Raw genomic sequence first — 17945 nt, forward strand, 5'->3', positions numbered from 1 at the left:
GTTGTTCAGGAATCGGCTAATCATCTTTTTTGTGAGCGCCGTAAGGCAGTTTAAAATTGGTATTGGGTTGAGGATAGCAAGCTACAATATTGCTATATAAAACAGTTTCATTCGGAGTACAATGAGTTTGAGGTTTCAGGTGTTCGATATGACATTTATTTTCGTCAATGCTCAACCCTGTATATGCACATAACCAGCCTTGTTCTTCTAGTAAAGAGATGGTCAGCTTTTTAACAAGGTCATGGTCTTGACGCATCAAATCGTAACCTACATTAATGTCATTGGAATAACGAGAACGCCATTCTTTCAACTTATCGGGTTCATTCTTCTTCTGAATCCACTTCATCGGCTAAATCCTCCAGATTATTAATACTAGCTTCCAGGCGGATCACTTCATCATCGCTTCCAAAAATCATACTTTTTAAAGTGGCTATTTGTTGTCTTGCTACTTGCAGATCACCTTCTTCTAGGGAATCTTCGATAAAATTAATTTGTTTTTGAACCCCTGGATTACGAGGTTCAGTTCCCATTATATGTTTAAGAATCCAACTGGAATCCAAACCAAAGGCTTGAATACCTTTTGTGATGACAACTTTATTATCTTCTTTTTTCAATAAAGTTAAAGCATTCGGTTTAACTTCTCCAATCATTTGCGGAGAATGAGTGGTGGCAATAAATTGGCAGTTTGGAAAGATTTCTGTCAGTTTGTGGACAACCAGGCGTTGCCAGAGTGGATGTAAGTGTAAGTCCAATTCATCAATGAGCACGATCGCTTTTCCATCCTGTAAAGGATTGTCGAGATCGGGATTTGCCTGTAAAAGCCGTTGTACTAGGTCAAGTATCAATGCTATGATACCCCGTTCGCCATCTGAAAGCTGATTAATATTTAGTGTTACCCCATTTTTGTCAAGTAGCAAGGTAGGTTTTTTGTAGGTGTCCGAGGCTGGAACAGCACGAACATTATTACACCAATCTAAAAAGTGGGTGACGGCATCATTTAAAGCATTAATATGACGGTTTAATTGAGGTTTTTCGTCTAAATTTTCCTCTTGGACTAACCACCAATCTATAAATTCCCGAAGACGTAGCATTCTAGGAATGAGTGCGTCAACAAAAGCCGCAGATTGATTACCTGAACTACGATTAGGATTTAAGTCTTGTTCTGTAACTATTGAGCGCCGGGTTGCACAATATACAATCAGGGGTTGATTTTGCGCCTTTTTTAGAGGTTCTAAAATTTGGTCACCGTTAGGTTTGAGTTCCTGTTCATGGCTTTTTCCCCGGCTAAATTTACATCGAAAAGGTATTCCTGATATATCCACATTCATTTCAATCATTAATTTATCTTTTCCAATCATAATATCATCGGTATTAAAATTAATCTTTCTCTCTTGACAAGCTGTTAATTTAGGCAGGATTCTTGAAAAGGCAATCCGCAAGGCATCCAAGACACTGGATTTGCCGACTCCATTAATCCCCACAATCAGGTTCATTCCTGGCTGAAATTCAAATTCTGCCTGTTCAAAGCCTCTAAAGTTACTCAGTTTAAGTTGGTTAATTTGCATGGGTACTCCTTGATTTTAAGTAATTTTAATTTGTCCGGTGACTGCTGCTGTAATTAATGAAGTTCGGCGTTCTTGTAGCAATTTTATAGTTTCTTATGATGAAAGACATAATTTTTTTATTTTTTTTGTGTTTGTCTGAATATATTCTGTGATGTTCAACTGTTCTTCAATTGGCGGGATAGGAATCTTGATATAACTATAACGATTAGGGTTTAAGTTGACTTGCCCAATAGCTGGCAGAGCATTACTTTTAGCCCATGTCAAGACCGGCAAAGAGTTTAATAAATAATTTAAGTATTCTGGAATTACTGAATCATTACAACGCATTCTGACAAGATAAGAAGCAAAGGAAACCGGAAATAAGAAGTTGTTTCTAAAAATGGCTACTTTACCAATTTTATCTAAACTATTAGTGCGATTAAACAGCAAATCATTTGCTTTTAAAATCAAATCATGATCTACATCATCAACAAAGCCTACATTATCATAACTAATTTCTCCCTCATCAACATCACCCATACGCAATACAGCTATATTACCTTCACTTCCAACAGACTCGGAAATACCATAATCCATTGTTTGAAGAATACGCCGCAAGGGTAAAATTTCCCAATGTTTAGGAATTTCCCCTATCCACTCAACACCAGAATCACGCATCGGAACATCAGGATTTAAGCCACGAGTGACAGCATGGGTGATGAGGGCACGACGTTTTTCGTCTAATAATGCCAATAATCGTTTTTTGGCTTTAATTAGTTGGTCGATTTTAGCCGTTTCTATATCGAGATAATGTGCGATCGCTTTTTGTTCACCAAGTGGAGGAATAAAAACTTTTTTTGCATAAGCATCATCTCTACTAAGTCCCGGGACTGCTGCTTCATCTGTACCTTGATCTAAATTGAGTGTTTGCAATAGATAAAATAACCATCTTAAATGATGATGTGTAGTTGTTGCATCAATAAAGAAAGTTGTGTCAGAAGCAAAACACGGATGATCTGACCAATTTACTTTGCCATAGGAGCCTTTCCGCCCTACTATAATTACAGGAGCCTGAGTATTTGCTCGCCCATAGTTATCATACGCTCCATTAGAACCGAAAACTTTGAAATCCCCCTCTCGTTCTTGATCTTTAGGAAGGGCATCACCATAAGCAAAATGGGCCACATATTTGAGCTTTGCTTGTAGCCAAGTCATGCTGTTACCTCCCTCAACAACTTAATAATCTCCTCTTCCATCTGTTTAATGTCTGAATCAATTTCCGCCAATGGACGAGGTGGCGTGTACTTGTAAAAATAGCGATGAAAATTAATTTCAAAAGCACTTCTAATTTTAGCGCCATCTGCCCAAGCATCGGAAACATGGGGTTCAACTTCCTCCAGAAAATAACGGGTCACTTCATCTTGTAAATTAACATTTTCAAAATCCCGCAGCTTTGAGTCTGGCTCATACATCAGTTCAATTTTTTTACCAGCCACTGGGAACCAACCCCAAACACGAGCATAAGGTTCATCCTTAGCCTTCCGTTGTTTTAAAATAACGGGTTCTGCCTCCGGTTCTCGTTCCGTAAAAACATCTCGAAATAGCTTTTGTTCCGCCTTTTTCCAACGACTACTCCGCTGTTTTAATAAATCGTTCATTAACCGATCGAACTCATTCCAATCCGGACGAGGTTCGCGCCCTAATTGTTTGTCTATCGCCTTAACATCCTCTAATAAATGGGGAACACCATCAAGAAAACGAAGTTTTCGGTCTGTATCCATCTGATACAGTAAACGCAGGGGTCGCTCAATGGGAACGCGGTTATAACCGAAATCCTCATTCTTAAAAATTTTGCTGGTTTCCGTCTCTACAAAATTTCCATATTCCTGCACCACAATGGCGATATCTTCCTCACCCATATAACGGCGTTTATCCCCTAAACTCCGTCGCATCGGTTGCCAGCGGTGACGTGCATCGATCAGTTGAATTTGGCCTTGACGGTGTTTCTGCTTTCGGTTGGTGACAATCCAAATATAAGTTCCAATACCCGTGTTATAAAACATCTGTTCTGGTAAGGCGACGATCGCCTCTAACCAATCGTTTTCAATAATCCACTTGCGGATTTCACTTTCACCGCTTCCCGCACCCCCTGTAAATAAAGGAGAACCATTAAAGACGATCGCCAGACGAGAACCCTTTTTATCGCTATCGGGTTGATAGGGTTCAAACTTGCTAATCTGATGCTGTAAAAACAACAGGGAACCGTCATTAACCCGGGGCAAACCCGCCCCAAACCGTCCGGCAAAACCAAATTTTTCATGTTCTCGTTTTACGTCCTTTTGCTGTTTCTTCCAATCCACACCAAAAGGAGGATTTGCCAAAAAATAATCAAAGGTTTCGCCGGAGTATTGATCGTCAGTTAGGGAGTCTCCAAACTGAATCGCACTTTGTTCGTTGCCTTTTATCAATAAATCAGAAGCGGCGATCGCATAGGCCCGGGGATTAAAATCCTGACCAAAAACCCAGAGTTGTGCTTCTTTGTTATTTTCTCGTAGATAGTTTTGGGCTTCCGATAACATCCCCCCGGTACCACAAGCCGGGTCGAGCAATGTACGAATAACAGGTTTAGTCAAAATATCATCATCGGGGGCGAATAAAATATCAACCATTAACCGGATGACTTCTCGGGGCGTAAAGTGATCTCCTGCGGTTTCATTGGCGAGTTCATTGAAACGGCGGATTAAATCTTCAAAAATCGACCCCATTGCAATGTTATCCACTTGATTAGGGTGTAAATTAACATCACAAAACTTGGAGACGACTAAATAAAGAATATTCGCCTCATTCATCTTTTCAATCTCGGCAGTGAACTCGAAGCGTTCAAAAACCTCCCGGATATTTTTTGAAAAACTATTGATATAGGTCACCAAATGTTTATCAATGTTATTGGGATCGCCCTTCAGCTTTTCAAAGGTAAATTCAGAACGATTATGAAAGCCTTGCCCTGCTGCTTTATTGAGCATGGACTCAAGGGCATCATCTTTGAATCGATCCTTACATTGCTGATATTTATCTAAAACATCCTGTTTGGTGGGTGCAAGTATGCAGTCAAAACGACGCAAAACCGTCATCGGTAACATGACCCGCTCATATTGTGGCGGTCGATAGGGCCCCCGCAACAGATCGGCAATTTGCCAAATGAAGTTAGAAAGTTGCTGATGATCTACGGTTGTATTTTGGGTATGGAGCATTACGCTCTCCTCTGTGATCATGTGAATAACTCAATCTCTAATCTGTGAATAAAATTACAACTCTAAATCTGAAAATTTTATAAAGAAAATTTTATAAAACCCAGAGGGCGATTCACTCGGGCAGCGGGCCCCCCATTGAGTCCGCCAGACTGAGAGCGATCGCCTTGAGTTTTTAGATATGATGATGGCAGATCACATAATCTGAAAAGCAATAGGGGATATCCTGAACTAGGTTTAATAGTAGCTTTAAATGGTGCGATCGCTCAAATTCAGCTAGTAACAGTTTATGATCGCGTCCCTCTCCCCCCCCCTGAGATTCTGATTTAGGGTGAGGGTAATGTTTTAAGTGACTTCCCGGCTGTATCTACCACAGCAAATTATTATTATTAGAAAGCGATTCAACCTCCCGTTGAAGTTCCTCAACAGATTGCTGAATAAAATCAAAATTTTCTAGAGATATACCTCCTTCAGGCAGACTTTTAGAAGCTACTTCTTTTAAGCCATTCATACAGCGATTGATATCCACGATAAATTCACCACGAGTAGCCACACGACGGGGTCTAAAGGTGCCGTCATGAAAGGCTCCCATGCAACCATATTGACTGATGAATTGAATAGCTTTATAAGCTGGGTCATTAGGGCTAATCTCAAAGAATTGTTGATAGTCTACTCCTCTCAAAGTATCAGCATTTGGATAAGTAACCGCACTGGCAAATTCTGAGGGGTTGGCGGGAGGAAAACGCAGGTCATTTTTTAAGCTATATTGTGCTTCCCGTTCCTGTACATCGATAAAATCATTGATTTTAATTCCCAAACTTATATCAACACATTGAGGGCGCTCATGCTCCTGGCCTGAGCCATGCACGCCGATCACTTCTCCGCGATCATTGAAGACAGGACCACCACTCATACCCGTGGCTGTCTCAGCCGTGTAACATAAATTATAATTGCCATTCGGATCAGCAGGGTCAATAATTTGTTGAAGTTCTCCAGCTCTCAAAACACGGGTTCGATCTTGGGATGGGTTGCTTGGTAAAGGCCAACCTGAAACAAACACAGGTGTTCCAACTTTAGTTGTGTTGGCATCTCCAACCACTGCAACGGGATAATTGTTATTGCTTTGAAAACTGATTAAAGCTAAATCATAACCATCCACCGTTTTTTTCTGAGGATTATATTCCCCAAAGCGGGTTACTGTATCCTTTGTGGTATCCTTTTGACCCAAATCAAGATAGGGGGGCAGCTCATTTTCAACTTGATGCAAATCGCCATCGTGAGTCCGAATAGCATACTTATTACGATGTGGCACAACATGTTGATTGGTCAAAACATAGTAAGTTGCATTTCTGCGGGCTACAATTACGCCGGAACCAGCTTCCCTGAACTGTACACCACTTTGTTCCAATTTTTGACGATTTTCGATTTGCCCACCCACAAAAACTGTGACCGCCCTAGCAATGGAGTTAATGTCATTTTCGGAATAATTAGCTGCTAGGATTATCGGTTCTCTCTGGTTTTCCAAGATAGGGGAAGGGGTACTGGCATCGCTGCGAATGGTACTGATAGCAAGAAAAATACAGAGGCTGGCGATCGCAGCTATTACCATGGTTGGCCAATTTTTTAGATTCAGTTTAAACATGATGTTTTCCGTAATGTTTAAATCAGTGGATCCCCAGCAAATATTAAAAAACGTCTGGCTAATTAACTGGGGTAGAGCTTCGCCGTTGATTGACTTGTTGTTGTAAGGCATCAATCCTATTTTGCAAAGCAGCCACTTGGGATTTAGTTATCCCATGCGTTCCGCTGGTTGTTAGATTTTGCTCCAATGAATTCATGCAGGAACTCAGATAGACTGCTAGTTCAAAGCGAGTTAAGGCTCTATTGCCTCTAAAGGTTCCATCCGGGAAGGTGCTAAAGCAATCATAACGCTCAATTAGAGATTGTAAGGATTGAAAGTAGAAATCCGTAGGTTGAACATCAACAGGCAAATTTTGAGCCTTGGCTGGGGGGTTTGATGGTACAATTAGCAGCCCAAATACCGCTAGTACAACTACAAAAATTGCACCAAAGACAGCTAGTTTAAACTTGGATAATTGCGATCGCAGCATAATAGACAAGCCAAATAAGAACAGCAAAAAATCTGGATCAGCTCACATGGGAGCAAGATTCGGTTAAGGACTTCCCTGCTGTAATTCTCGTATAGACTCTTGGAGAGCTCTAACAGATTGTGCAAGTCGGTCTAAATCCTCTGGTGTGGCTAAATCGGACTGTGTACTATCTAGCTCTGATGTTTCTAATATCCTTCTGATAAAGCCTTCAAACCATTGAGCTACTTCACCTCGTCTGACTGCTCGATTACCACGAAATGTCAAATCAGGATAAGCGATCGGCATTCCTCGATCCGCTAAAGATTGAACCGCCATAAATGCCGAATCCGTGGGCTGAACATCCGATAATTGACTCACCGATGTAACATAAATTTGATCAGTTGTATGAAATTGAGTGTCCGGCTCGACCTCAGACTGTAGAGCTGAGATTGGGGCTATTGTGGCGAGAATAATTACCAACAAACTGGTCAGAACCGCTAAAAGTCCTAACCTAATATTCCAGTTGTTTTTAACCATAATTCCTGGGATGATGAATGGCTAACAGAAACTTAAATTTTCTCTGGTCATTGATTCTGACGCATGGGTGTCGCCGGTAAAGAGGGCTGAGTCGGATCGGTGGAAAAGGGGCGACCAGTCGGCCTAGGTTCCAAGGGTCTCTGAAAGGCAGAAATTGGCACAGCCCAGCTCAAGGGCGACATATACTCATAGAGTTCGAGTGAGGGCAAAGTTCCATCGGTGAAACGAAATGTCTCAATTCCATGAATCGTGACCCTGCCACGTCCGTGAATCCCAATCAGTTCACCGTCAGCATTCAAGACCGGCCCACCACTCATGCCTTGAATGGTGGCATTAGTATAGGCAAGCTGATAGCCACGTTGCAAGGTCAGACCCGATAACCGCATGGATAGATTTCCAGTTGTGAATCGAAAAGCTCTTAGTCCCCAATCATGGGTAATATGCAGACCACCATCATCTCGGGGTTGATAGTTGGGGAATCCTGCCACATAAATTGGTTTTCCAATCGAAATATCTTCAGAATTCCCCAAAACCGCAACTTGATAAGGGTTTGAGCTTGTAAACTCCACCACAGCCAAATCTAAGCCCTGCAAACCCGACATTGGCCGACGTCGCCCCCAATGGGTTTTACCATCGGGAGTCAAGATTTGATAGGTCTGATCTTGACTCCCGCTAACAACAACATGGTCGCAGGTGAGAACTGTATAGGTTCCCCCTTGGCGGTCAATGATTACCCCAGACCCAGCTCCCTGATTTTTCAAAATTCTGACCGTCACCTGTTTGGCTACCTGGAGGACAGAACTTTCTACAGATGGTGATGCGGGGGGTAAAGGATTTTGAACCATAGACTCAGCTATCTGTTGGTCAAAGGCTCTCAACCCGGAAGTGTTTGCTAAGACCAGTCCTGCTGCGAGCAAGAACCCGACCCAAAATTGCCGAGATTGAAGGTTAGATTTAGGCATCACAATCTTAAAAAATTAAGGGGATTTGGAGTTGATAAATTGACTAAAAAACTACGGGCGGATCGTTGGGAGGACGAACAGGAGGACGCACAGGATCGGGAGTGGTTACCGGGTTACTATGACCCCCGCCTCGCCTTCTGGCTTCGTCTAACTCCCGCTGAACCAGTTCGCCGAATCTGACAGTGGTTCGACGCACGCTTTCTTGACCCGGTGTTCCTTCGCTCATAGGATTAGCCCCCATCTTGAGAAAGTTACCCAGAAACTCACCCGCACTGCGACCAGGAGAAATAGTTACTAAAAGGTTATTCGGGTTGCAAACGGAACTGCTATTGTTTGTCCAGCAGACGACATCATAGCCATTAACGCTTCCAGTCGTTAACAACAGATTACTCAGAAGCCCTCCACTCTGAGCCACAGCCCTGGTTAAACGTTGACTGACTATCTCACAGCGATTTTGGGGTGTATAGCCACCTGCTATAAAGGCTTGACTATTCCAGGTGATCAGAGGTTCACTTTGGTGTCCGGTACTAGCTACAGCAATGGTGGCATAACCGTTTCCGGCTGGAATACATCGAAAGGTGGTATTGGCAACAGCCGGTTGACTGGTGAGAGCCACGGCTGCTGAGACGGTTACACCAGCCATTGATAAGTTTAGCAATATTTTGGCTTTAGACATTATGGTTTACTCCACAACGCAACTTCCCAATCCGATGGGTTTTCCTTCAGAGTCGGGAATTAATTTTTAGGTAGAATGCAATAGTCTATAAAAATCACACCATGCAAAAAAGTTCGCCTGAATACATAATTGGATTTGGATAGAGTTCCAAATCTCTATACCTGACTACACCTCATATCCTAGCATGACATAGCTTGAATACAATAGTACTGATCAGTAAATTTATAAAATGTTACAAACCTTCATGGTTCTTGATAAGATTATCACATTCATTAAGAATCGTTGAATCAGCTTGTATAAACAGAAATATATTTAATCACAATTTGTGTTAATGTCTTCAACTGGGTTGTGGAGGTTCCCCCCCCAGTTGATCATCCTTATAAAAATGTCTTTACAGCAGGGAAATCACTTACTTAAAACATTACCCGCACCATAAACCCTTATTCCCCCCGGGATAGGGACGAGGGAAATCATATTGCATGATGACTGAAAGGGTTGTAAGTTTATAATCATCTGATGTAATCGCTCACATCGACATACTAAAAAATCATAAATTGTAGCTTGGGAAACCCAACCCCAGCCTACAGATAATCACCCCACAGATAATCTGAAAAGCAATAGGGGATGTGTTTAACTAGGTTGAAATGGTGCGATCGCTCAAATTCACCCACTCCCAACTACTCCCCGCAGCCTCCCACCTCAACAACTTAGGCGTATTTACAACTCACCACAGCCAAAGTCGTCACCCTCCCAGACCGCCAAAAAAGTCAGGCGGTATCAGAAGATGCTACCTGAAATCGATAAACAGACAGAACTATTGGGAAAGGTTGGCCATAATCAGGTAAGGGTGTGGGCTTTACAAATTTTGGATATCATCTTATAAGTTCCTTATATTTTGCTGGTACTATGCTACATAGACCCTGATATACAGCCCAGTCTACCCATATAGAGCTGGTACCTAATAGTTTAGGAAACCAAAAGCCCTCAAGGGTTCATGCCCTTTCTGGGTGAGTAGGAGACCTAAATATCTAGTCCCTAGTGGGCTGGAAGTGGGGGCTGGGTTTTTCTTTCTGACAATCTCGGTCAGTAGCTGCGGCTATGATGGATAACTCACCTAGACTGTTTTCGGATCTGTTTAACTTTTCTTCTCAGTTGCGATCGCTCAATACGAGCCATAACGCGGGTGACTAATTCTGGGCCCATAATTGGTTTAGTAATAAAATCATCTGCGCCAGCTTCAAAAACCCTTTGGATCATATCAGAACTTTGATGTCCAGTGACCACCAAAATTGGTAACTCTTCCCAAGCCGGGTCTTGTCGGACGACCTGACACAAATCCAAACCCGTATAGGTAGGTATTTGTACATCTAAAATTAATAAATCCGGGAGAGTTTGGGTTAGGACTTGCCAAAATTGGTTAGGTTCTCTCAAGCAAATCATATCAAATCCCCAGGGTTTGAGGATATTTCGCAAAACTTGCAAACAGATAGGATCATCTTCTACAATCAGAATCCGAGCATCTCGGCTGGGGGGTTTGGGGAGAACTTGTACGATCGCTTCAAAAATGTATTGAGGCGTAACGGGTTTGTGCAAAAATCGTCTAGCCCCCAAACGCGCTGACATAATACGTTCCGACAGGTTATCCTCATAAGTAAAAATCAAAATAGGAATTTCCGGGAAACGTTGTCCGATGTTCTTGAGGAAATCAAATCCTGTCAAATCTTCCTCTGACAAATGGGGGTCTAATAAAATCGCATCAGGGAGAGTTTTGGTCAGCCACTGTCTAGCATTAGTCAAAGTGGAAACCGCGTCTATATTTAAGTTCCAAGCGCCAGCTTGACCTTGTAATTGTTCCGCTAAACTTCGATCAGCATCAATCAGCAAAATTTGATTAGATGAAGCACAAATTTGGAAATATATCGGTTGAGGAGACTGGTTAATTTCATGACATAATTGGCGTATTTTTTCTTGAATTATACTGATATTTTTATATTTATCTGATAAGCCATCATCATAGCTCAAGCAGTTTTCGATATCACGGGCTAATTCCGAACCTCGTTGATAGCCAAAAGAACCCAAACTTCCCGCTAAATTATGAGCAATTTCTTGAGCCTTTTCCCTGGCAATTTCTGAGATAGAATCATCCGAATAATTGATTAAAAACATGGTTTCTAAAAAGCCGACCTCTTCGTCAAAGGAATTCTGATATTTAGCCAAAATCTCCTCAATATTATGGTTAGATCGAGGGATTAAAGACGGTGAGTTATCCAGATATTCTGCCTGATTAGATTCAGTTTCTGGGGGTGGATTTAAGCGATATCCCAAGCCATAAATAGTCGCGATAATATCTGTAATCATCCCCGCATCTTTGAGAGTTCGGCGCAGGTCTTTAATTAAATTAGTGACCGCATATTCGCTGGGTTCATTATCAAAAGACCAGAGTTGATCGATAATATCCTGACGGCTAAAAATCCGCTGTGGATTTTTCAGAAATAGCAACAGTAAATTATAGGCTTTTGGCTTAATATCAACAGGCTTGTTATCATAATAAACCTGTGCAGAAGTTTCATTAACCTGCAAGTTTTCCCAGGTAAATTGTAATGGTAATTGTGGCAAACTTTTCCTTCTTAATAAGGCTCTAATTCTCGCCAAAACTTGAGACGGGCTATAAGGTTTAGAAACAAAATCATCAGCGCCAGCATCTAATCCGGTAATAATCTCCTCATTAAGATTGCGTACAGTTAAAAGCAAAATAGGTTTGAGAAAACCTTGCTCGCGCAATTGACGACAAATTGCTAGTCCATTGATTCCGGGAAGCATCCAGTCAAGGATAATTAAATCATAATTCCATTCTAAAGCGAGTTCCAATCCGGTATGACCATCAACCGCCAAGTCAACAATATAGTGATAGGCTTTTAACTCGTCAATCAGAGGAACAATTGCATTTCTATCATCCTCAACAATTAAAATTTTCATGAACATCTCCTACTGATGCTATCATCAACTCTCTAACCCTGACTAACAAGATAGGAAACCGGATAGAAAAAAGAAATAACTGTCTACTATATAAGTATCTCAACTCCTGACAAGTTTTACACAACTCGACAGACAAAGTTAAAGGTAGCCCAAGCATTAATATCTAGGGCAAGATTATCAGTAGAAATCCCAGAACGTTCAACTCCTAGTTGACTAGCTTTTGCCAAATCCTCCAATACAGACCGGGAAACTTCCCAAGGATTTGACAGCAATTGCAGTCTATTTTTTGAACTGATGGAAGTTTGCTTTAAACCACGACTAATAGCTGGTAAAGTCTGAGTAAAAGGGTAATGGCTAATAATCAGATAGGTTTCAATCAACCCAGCCGGACCCCGCACCAATTCTCCTAGGGTTTCGGTGGTGCTAGTTCCGCCATTAACATTAGCTGGGGGAATACTCATAGTTTTTCCCCCTTCTACCCGTAAAACCTGGGGTAAAATCATAGAACTGTCTTGAGTCTCAACTATGGGAGGTCTAGTAGCATCATAAACGTATGTTTGACCACGACTGTCAAACAGAAACATGATGAAATATAATGGGAGTTCACCATTATTCTGTAATTGCATCTGAATACGACTCTCCTTTGGTATAGTCGGTATACCAAAGGTCTCGGAACGGTGTGCTACCGCTGGGGTAGAATTAGCATTATTTGGGCTGGTTAGGGTGAGTTGATCACTTCCCTGATGGGATAAATCAGGGGTTTCTCGTTTAGCGATCGCCCGTGACTGGGGAGTTAACATCCCTAGGGTAACTTTGGCTTTGAGTAAGTCAGAACGTTCATTTTCCGTCAGTCGTAGCAACTTAGCAGCTAATCGAGTTTTCAATTGAGGAACTAATCGTTGTACGGCGACTTTGACAGCCTCTCCACCTTCTCCTGCTGTATCGGGAAGCACCACCTGAGCGGGGGAAAATAGACCATAATGCCCTGGGAATAATGAATTCATCGAGCTACTCGGATTTTGAGCAATAGTAGTATCGCGTACAGCGCTGAATAGATAATCAATGGGTTGGTCGTTGCTAGTGATAGAGATATGATCAATACTAGACAAGGCACTGGTTGCATCGACCCTTTCAATGCGATCGAGTTTAGAATCAAGACCAATTTTTAAGTTAATGTGGCGAGGTATAACCCGAATAGTCTCTTTAATAAATTGGCCGGACTGAACCACAGGTGACTTGATACCACCCACTTCTAATATTCTCACCTCAGCGGTAGCGTGCAATGAGTTAGAGCCGCGAATTTGGAGTTTTGGCTGCACCTTAGCTTCTGTACTCTCAGTGTTTGATACAATGGTAAATAGGGAATTAATTTCTCCCGATTCCAGAACACAACCAGGTAAACCAGCCAGTAGCAATTCCGTACTTTTGCCATCCCCAGTCACAGCAGTAACAATTCCATCGACTGGGGGTGATGTTAGCGGTAGATTAATCATGGGTGGTTGATCATCTAACGTAATTCTAACTTGACGCTGAAGCTGAGGTTGCTGGTTCGGTCCGGTAATACGTTCTACCACTCCGGCTACACGACCTAGAGTTTCTTTGAAGTCTGAGGTGGCTGTCGCATTCCAGAGAGTTTGAGTAAGGTTATAGGTAAACAATCCGGCGCTGAGTCCAGACCAAGTGGTTTCTGTAGCCATTTCGGTGGGTTTGCTGGCTGCTAAGACTATACCAGGAAGTTCTCCGAGGCGACGTTGTTCTAGTTGTTCGGGGTCGATTTGGTAGCGCTGTAGTAATTGTTGTTGTCGGGTAATGGTGCGATCGCTAATTTGGCTAGAATTGGGGCTGGCTGCTGATCGGATTCTCAGGACTCCCTGTTGAGAATAACCAGGATAAGCATAACTGGTATCAAGAATTGTGATGACTTGTTGAGTTTTCAGCGATCGCAGTAATAGCCACAGGGTATCCTCCATAATATCGTTAATGGGTTCTCCATTATGGTCTGGGGTGACATCAACGGGAATTAGGGAATGTTTAATAGTAGCCGCGTCAGGGTTTTGATTAGCATCAGCCATACAACTGCCATAGCCGCTATAATGAAAAACCACCAAATCCCCTGGTTTAGCTTGGTTAATTAGATGTTCTATAAAGCTAGTTTCGATATTTTCCCCCGTCGCTTCCTTATTAGTAAGGGTAAGGATATCTGAGGGGTTAAATCCAAATCTACCGATTAACAGTTCCCGCTGTAATTCTACATCCGTGACGCATCCTGATAGGGGTTCTATATGGCGTTGGGAGACTTTCGGATATTGATTGATACCCACTAGCAGAGCCAGTTTCCGATGATTCGGTTCTGCTAAAGCCCTATGGTAGCGATCGCCAAGTTGCCACCAAGCCGCCTCACTAAGTCCCAACCCTGCCAGTAGCATACTCGATCTTTTTAGAAATTGCCGTCGCTTTAATGCCATGATCTATTATTCCTAATCCATCTATCCCTGAAACTTACTCAAACTTATTCACTAGCAAAATTTACCAATTTCTGGAAATCCAAAACATCACTAATTCCTAGATTTTTGAACCCAGGATCACATCATCATGGTGAGCCATACTCCAATTCATCCATAAATTAATTAAGACTGACCACGGACTGTAAATATAGCCATTATCGCGGCTTTTTTTAAGAAGAATAAATGCTATAAATAAAATTTTATATGCATCCACTGCTATTAACTGTTTGAAGGTTGGCATTTCTCGCTGATTATTTATGGAAATTTTAGTGTAAAAATTGACAATTTTCATTCGTGTTAATTACTCTCCTAATTGTCGTTTTGTATCACTCCTATAACTAGATAATATCGCGGGAAACACAAAGATTATTTCCTAGACATGAAAGCCTCAATGTTCTTATTATTCATAACTAGAGACCTGAGAACCTGCCACCGAGATGGTTTGACAATAACCTGATGAGTTTCCCACCGATTAAATTCGGTTGAGCCCTAGCATAGGATATATTTTATCCTAGCGCGTCTTCTGCAATTGTCGATAATTTTCTACTCCCCCCTCCCAGAGACGGGGATAGGGGGGTTTGGTGAAATTATGCTTCTGAGGGAACCCTCATCGCCTTAATTAGTTCCGCCGCCACTTCTGGACGAGAAAACTCTGGGGGTGGCAATTCTCCCCTTCGCAGCATTTCCCGAACCTTGGTTCCCGATAAGTGAATCCGTTGTTCTGGGGTACTGGGGCTAGTTTTACTGGTAGCCATACCCTTAGTCAATGTGCAATAGAAAGCGTGTTCAAACTTCATGGGAGTAATACCCAATTCTGCCGGTTCAAACTCATCAAAGATATGCTGGGCATCATAGGTTCCATAATAGTCCCCGACACCAGCATGATCACGCCCGACAATAAAGTGGGTACAGCCGTAGTTTTTGCGGACCATAGCATGAAAAATCGCTTCTCTCGGTCCGGCATAACGCATAGCAGCCGGATTAATCGCTAAAATCACCCGATTTTTAGGATAGTAGCGTTCCATCAAGATTTCATAACAACGCATCCGCACATCAGCCGGGATATCATCAGACTTAGTAGCCCCAACCAGAGGATGGAGAAATAGACCATCAACAGTTTCTAGGGCGCATTTTTGAATATACTCGTGGGCGCGGTGAATAGGGTTGCGAGTCTGAAATCCAACAATGGTTTTCCATTCCCTTTCTCGGAATAGTGAACGACTATCGGCTGGGTCAATTTGATAGTTGGGGAACAAAGGGTGTGATTCTCGCTGGAGTAACCACACAGGACCGGCGAGATTGACCGGACCTTGGTCATAAACTACCTTGACTCCCGGATGTTTGTTATCATTAGTGCGATAGACGTGGATGGCTTCGTGTTCTTTATCGTAGGTGTATTTTTGGGTTAGTTCCAGAACTCCCACAAATTTACCCTTTGGTGAGTCCAGACGGATTAGGCTACCTTCCGACAGGTGCGCCGCTTCCTCTTCGGTGACGGATAGGGTGATGGGAACAGACCAGGGCAGTCCGTTACTCAGTCGCATATTATGGACGACATTGCTATAGTCTGCCTGTTCCATAAACCCGGTTAGGGGACTGAAACCGCCGATCGCAATTAGTTCTAAGTCCGACTGCGATCGCTCGTCAAGTTTTACTCTGGGGAGAGTATCGGCTTTTTCTAGGAGTTCGGCCCGTTGTTCGGCACTGGCCATGCGATTAATTAGCTTTCCACCGTGGGGCGCAATAGCATCTTGATGATGAGCCAAGGTAACCTCTAATAGTTAACTACAGATTGAACTAAATCGATTCATTTTTATTCAATCTCCTATTTTACCCCTTGCTGTGAACTTAAATATGGGGGGCTGTACCTTATACGGCTCATGGTCTGCCCTGGGGACTTGATTGGGAACTTTGTGATCACCAATATCGACTATAAACTTGGTCAATCCTATTGACAAAATGATACTATATATGTATGGGTAAATGAACCCGGATTTTCGTTAGTCTGAAACCGTAATCATTTCCCATGGGGGTGTCAATTAATCTTCAAATTATGGAGAATTGAGTAATGAAGGGTATTTTGGTTATGACAACATTTCTAATTGCGGGAGGGTTACAACTGCCTGCTGACCAGATGGTTTCCTATGCTAATTCTACTCAACAAGCTACTATAGGAGAAACGGGATTTGCGATCGCTAATCGTAATAATGATGATTGGCGGCGACAGTTTGAGAGGGATTTTGAAGAATATAGCCGGCGGCGACATGAGCAGCTAGAATCGGAAATGCGAGATGAGATGAACAAGCCCCACAATCAGCGTTTGTCTCAAAGCCAAAAAGAACGGGTGATTCGAGAAGCCCATGAGGAATTAGAACGCAGCCTCAGTCGTGAGAAAAAGGAATGGGAAAAGCGCTATCGCGACAACTTTGAAAAAATGCGCGATCGCCAAGACCGCTATAATCGCGGTTACCGCTATAATCGCCATGATCGTTATAATCGCGATGACCGTTATAACCGCTAATACCTAGGTAATTGATGGATAATGAAACCCTCTAAATCTGGCTCTCCCGAACTCTGGGAGAGGGCTGGGGAGGGTTTGGTGATGTGGTAGCCTTGAAAAAATAGGTCGCCCATACTGTGGGTATAGGGCGGGTTGGGCAATCTTTTCTGTGGGAATTGAGGATTGACAGCAGAACCCGCCCCGACATCATGGTTAATGTGATGTTCAATTGTCCATGGTCTAGTATATACTGGGTGGGATGGTGGAAACTTGTAATTGATTGAGAATGGAACGTTCTAAAGTAGTTGCCTATATTACCGGAGCCATTTCGATTATTTTAGCGATCGCTTATTTGTTATTGGTGAGCATCCTAGACTTCCGTGGAGAAATGCTCCCCGCCCCCCAAAGCCAAGTCACCGGGGAGATCTCAATAGCCTCCGTTTCCATTTCTAGTGAAGCAATGCACCCAGGGGGCGGAAGTCAAACCGGATTCTATGGGTAGCCACAAGGCTGGCTGGGGCTTTTTTTGTCGGACGGAGACATTAGGGCGCTTTGATTGCGCCACAACGTGTTAACTATAAACCCTTATCCTAACAGCGATAGCGGGTTATTACTCAACCCAATAACTATGCCTAGTTACTCAAATGTTACTCATAACCTAGTCCTAGCACAGGAAAATAATTCTGTCAACGGTTGATTACTCAGTCAATAAGCACAACTTAATCAATCTGTCAAATACCCATACCACCCCCCTAACCAAACACCGATAAGGTAACTCTCTCGTGATACCCGTCAATGGCAAGCCTATCGGTTCGTTACGAACCATTGACTGCTATCACATCGGTCGCACCCCTAAGAGTGTTTGTTTCGGTTATGGGGGGAGGGTATGGCTCAANTTTCAAAACCCA

At 42.6% G+C, this 17945-nt stretch carries 14 protein-coding genes and 1 pseudogene; 2 read left to right on the forward strand and 13 right to left on the reverse strand.

Translation table 11 applies throughout. From position 1 onward, the window contains the following. Positions 1-16: 16 nt before the first annotated feature. The 13 genes and pseudogenes from B9T16_RS09450 to sat all read right to left on the reverse strand — a co-directional run bounded on the left by B9T16_RS09450 (position 17) and on the right by sat (position 16303). Positions 17-346, reverse strand: a complete 330-nt coding sequence (locus B9T16_RS09450; RefSeq protein WP_410244623.1) for a hypothetical protein — start codon at positions 344-346, stop codon at positions 17-19. Beyond that, a complete protein-coding gene (locus tag B9T16_RS09455; protein WP_410244624.1) occupies positions 321-1565 on the reverse strand; it encodes an AAA family ATPase in 1245 nt (414 codons plus the stop codon). The genes B9T16_RS09450 and B9T16_RS09455 overlap by 26 nt, the downstream gene beginning before the upstream one ends. Positions 1566-1658: 93 nt before the next feature. Continuing rightward, on the reverse strand, positions 1659-2759 hold the full coding sequence (locus B9T16_RS09460; protein ID WP_410244625.1) for a restriction endonuclease subunit S: 1101 nt from the start codon (positions 2757-2759) through the stop codon (positions 1659-1661). Next, a complete protein-coding gene (locus tag B9T16_RS09465; RefSeq protein WP_410244626.1) occupies positions 2756-4795 on the reverse strand; it encodes an N-6 DNA methylase in 2040 nt (679 codons plus the stop codon). Before B9T16_RS09465 ends, B9T16_RS09460 begins: the two co-directional genes overlap by 4 nt. Positions 4796-5159: 364 nt before the next feature. Beyond that, positions 5160-6545 (reverse strand): serine protease, encoded by a 1386-nt coding sequence (locus B9T16_RS09470; protein ID WP_014274298.1) that lies wholly within the window; start codon positions 6543-6545, stop codon positions 5160-5162. 102 nt (positions 6546-6647) lie between these two features. Beyond that, positions 6648-6774 (reverse strand): annotated as a pseudogene (locus B9T16_RS09475) (S-layer homology domain-containing protein); the annotation flags it as partial. A 192-nt stretch (positions 6775-6966) separates the two neighbouring features. Next, the gene (locus B9T16_RS09480; RefSeq protein WP_006620321.1) at positions 6967-7419 is read right to left on the reverse strand and encodes an S-layer homology domain-containing protein; all 453 of its coding nucleotides are present in this window, start codon (positions 7417-7419) and stop codon (positions 6967-6969) included. Between the two features lie 47 nt (positions 7420-7466). After that, positions 7467-8381, reverse strand: coding sequence for a serine protease (locus B9T16_RS09485; RefSeq protein ID WP_006620322.1), 915 nt, complete (start codon positions 8379-8381; stop codon positions 7467-7469). Between the two features lie 43 nt (positions 8382-8424). Next, entirely contained in the window at positions 8425-9057 is a 633-nt protein-coding gene (locus B9T16_RS09490; RefSeq protein ID WP_006620323.1) for a COP23 domain-containing protein, read from the reverse strand. Positions 9058-10167: 1110 nt separating this feature from the next. Continuing rightward, a complete protein-coding gene (locus B9T16_RS09495) occupies positions 10168-12033 on the reverse strand; it encodes a response regulator (protein WP_006620324.1) in 1866 nt (621 codons plus the stop codon). 116 nt (positions 12034-12149) lie between these two features. Then, entirely contained in the window at positions 12150-14498 is a 2349-nt protein-coding gene (locus B9T16_RS09500; protein WP_410244627.1) for a caspase domain-containing protein, read from the reverse strand. A 97-nt stretch (positions 14499-14595) separates the two neighbouring features. Beyond that, positions 14596-14829: a hypothetical protein gene (locus B9T16_RS09505; protein ID WP_410244628.1), complete on the reverse strand. Its 234-nt coding sequence runs from the start codon at positions 14827-14829 to the stop codon at positions 14596-14598. Between the two features lie 295 nt (positions 14830-15124). Next, positions 15125-16303: a sulfate adenylyltransferase gene (gene sat / locus B9T16_RS09510; RefSeq protein WP_410244629.1), complete on the reverse strand. Its 1179-nt coding sequence runs from the start codon at positions 16301-16303 to the stop codon at positions 15125-15127. 320 nt (positions 16304-16623) lie between these two features. Here sat and B9T16_RS09515 point away from each other — a divergent pair, with 320 nt between their 5' ends. Together B9T16_RS09515 and B9T16_RS09520 are read left to right on the forward strand one after the other, a co-directional pair. Further along, entirely contained in the window at positions 16624-17058 is a 435-nt protein-coding gene (locus B9T16_RS09515; RefSeq protein WP_410244630.1) for a hypothetical protein, read from the forward strand. Positions 17059-17323: 265 nt separating this feature from the next. Continuing rightward, positions 17324-17539, forward strand: a complete 216-nt coding sequence (locus B9T16_RS09520) for a hypothetical protein (protein ID WP_006620329.1) — start codon at positions 17324-17326, stop codon at positions 17537-17539. Positions 17540-17945 lie beyond the last annotated feature (406 nt).

Origin of the sequence: Arthrospira sp. PCC 8006, assembly GCF_046480465.1 — a bacterium.
GTDB classification, from domain to species: domain Bacteria; phylum Cyanobacteriota; class Cyanobacteriia; order Cyanobacteriales; family Microcoleaceae; genus Limnospira; species Limnospira platensis.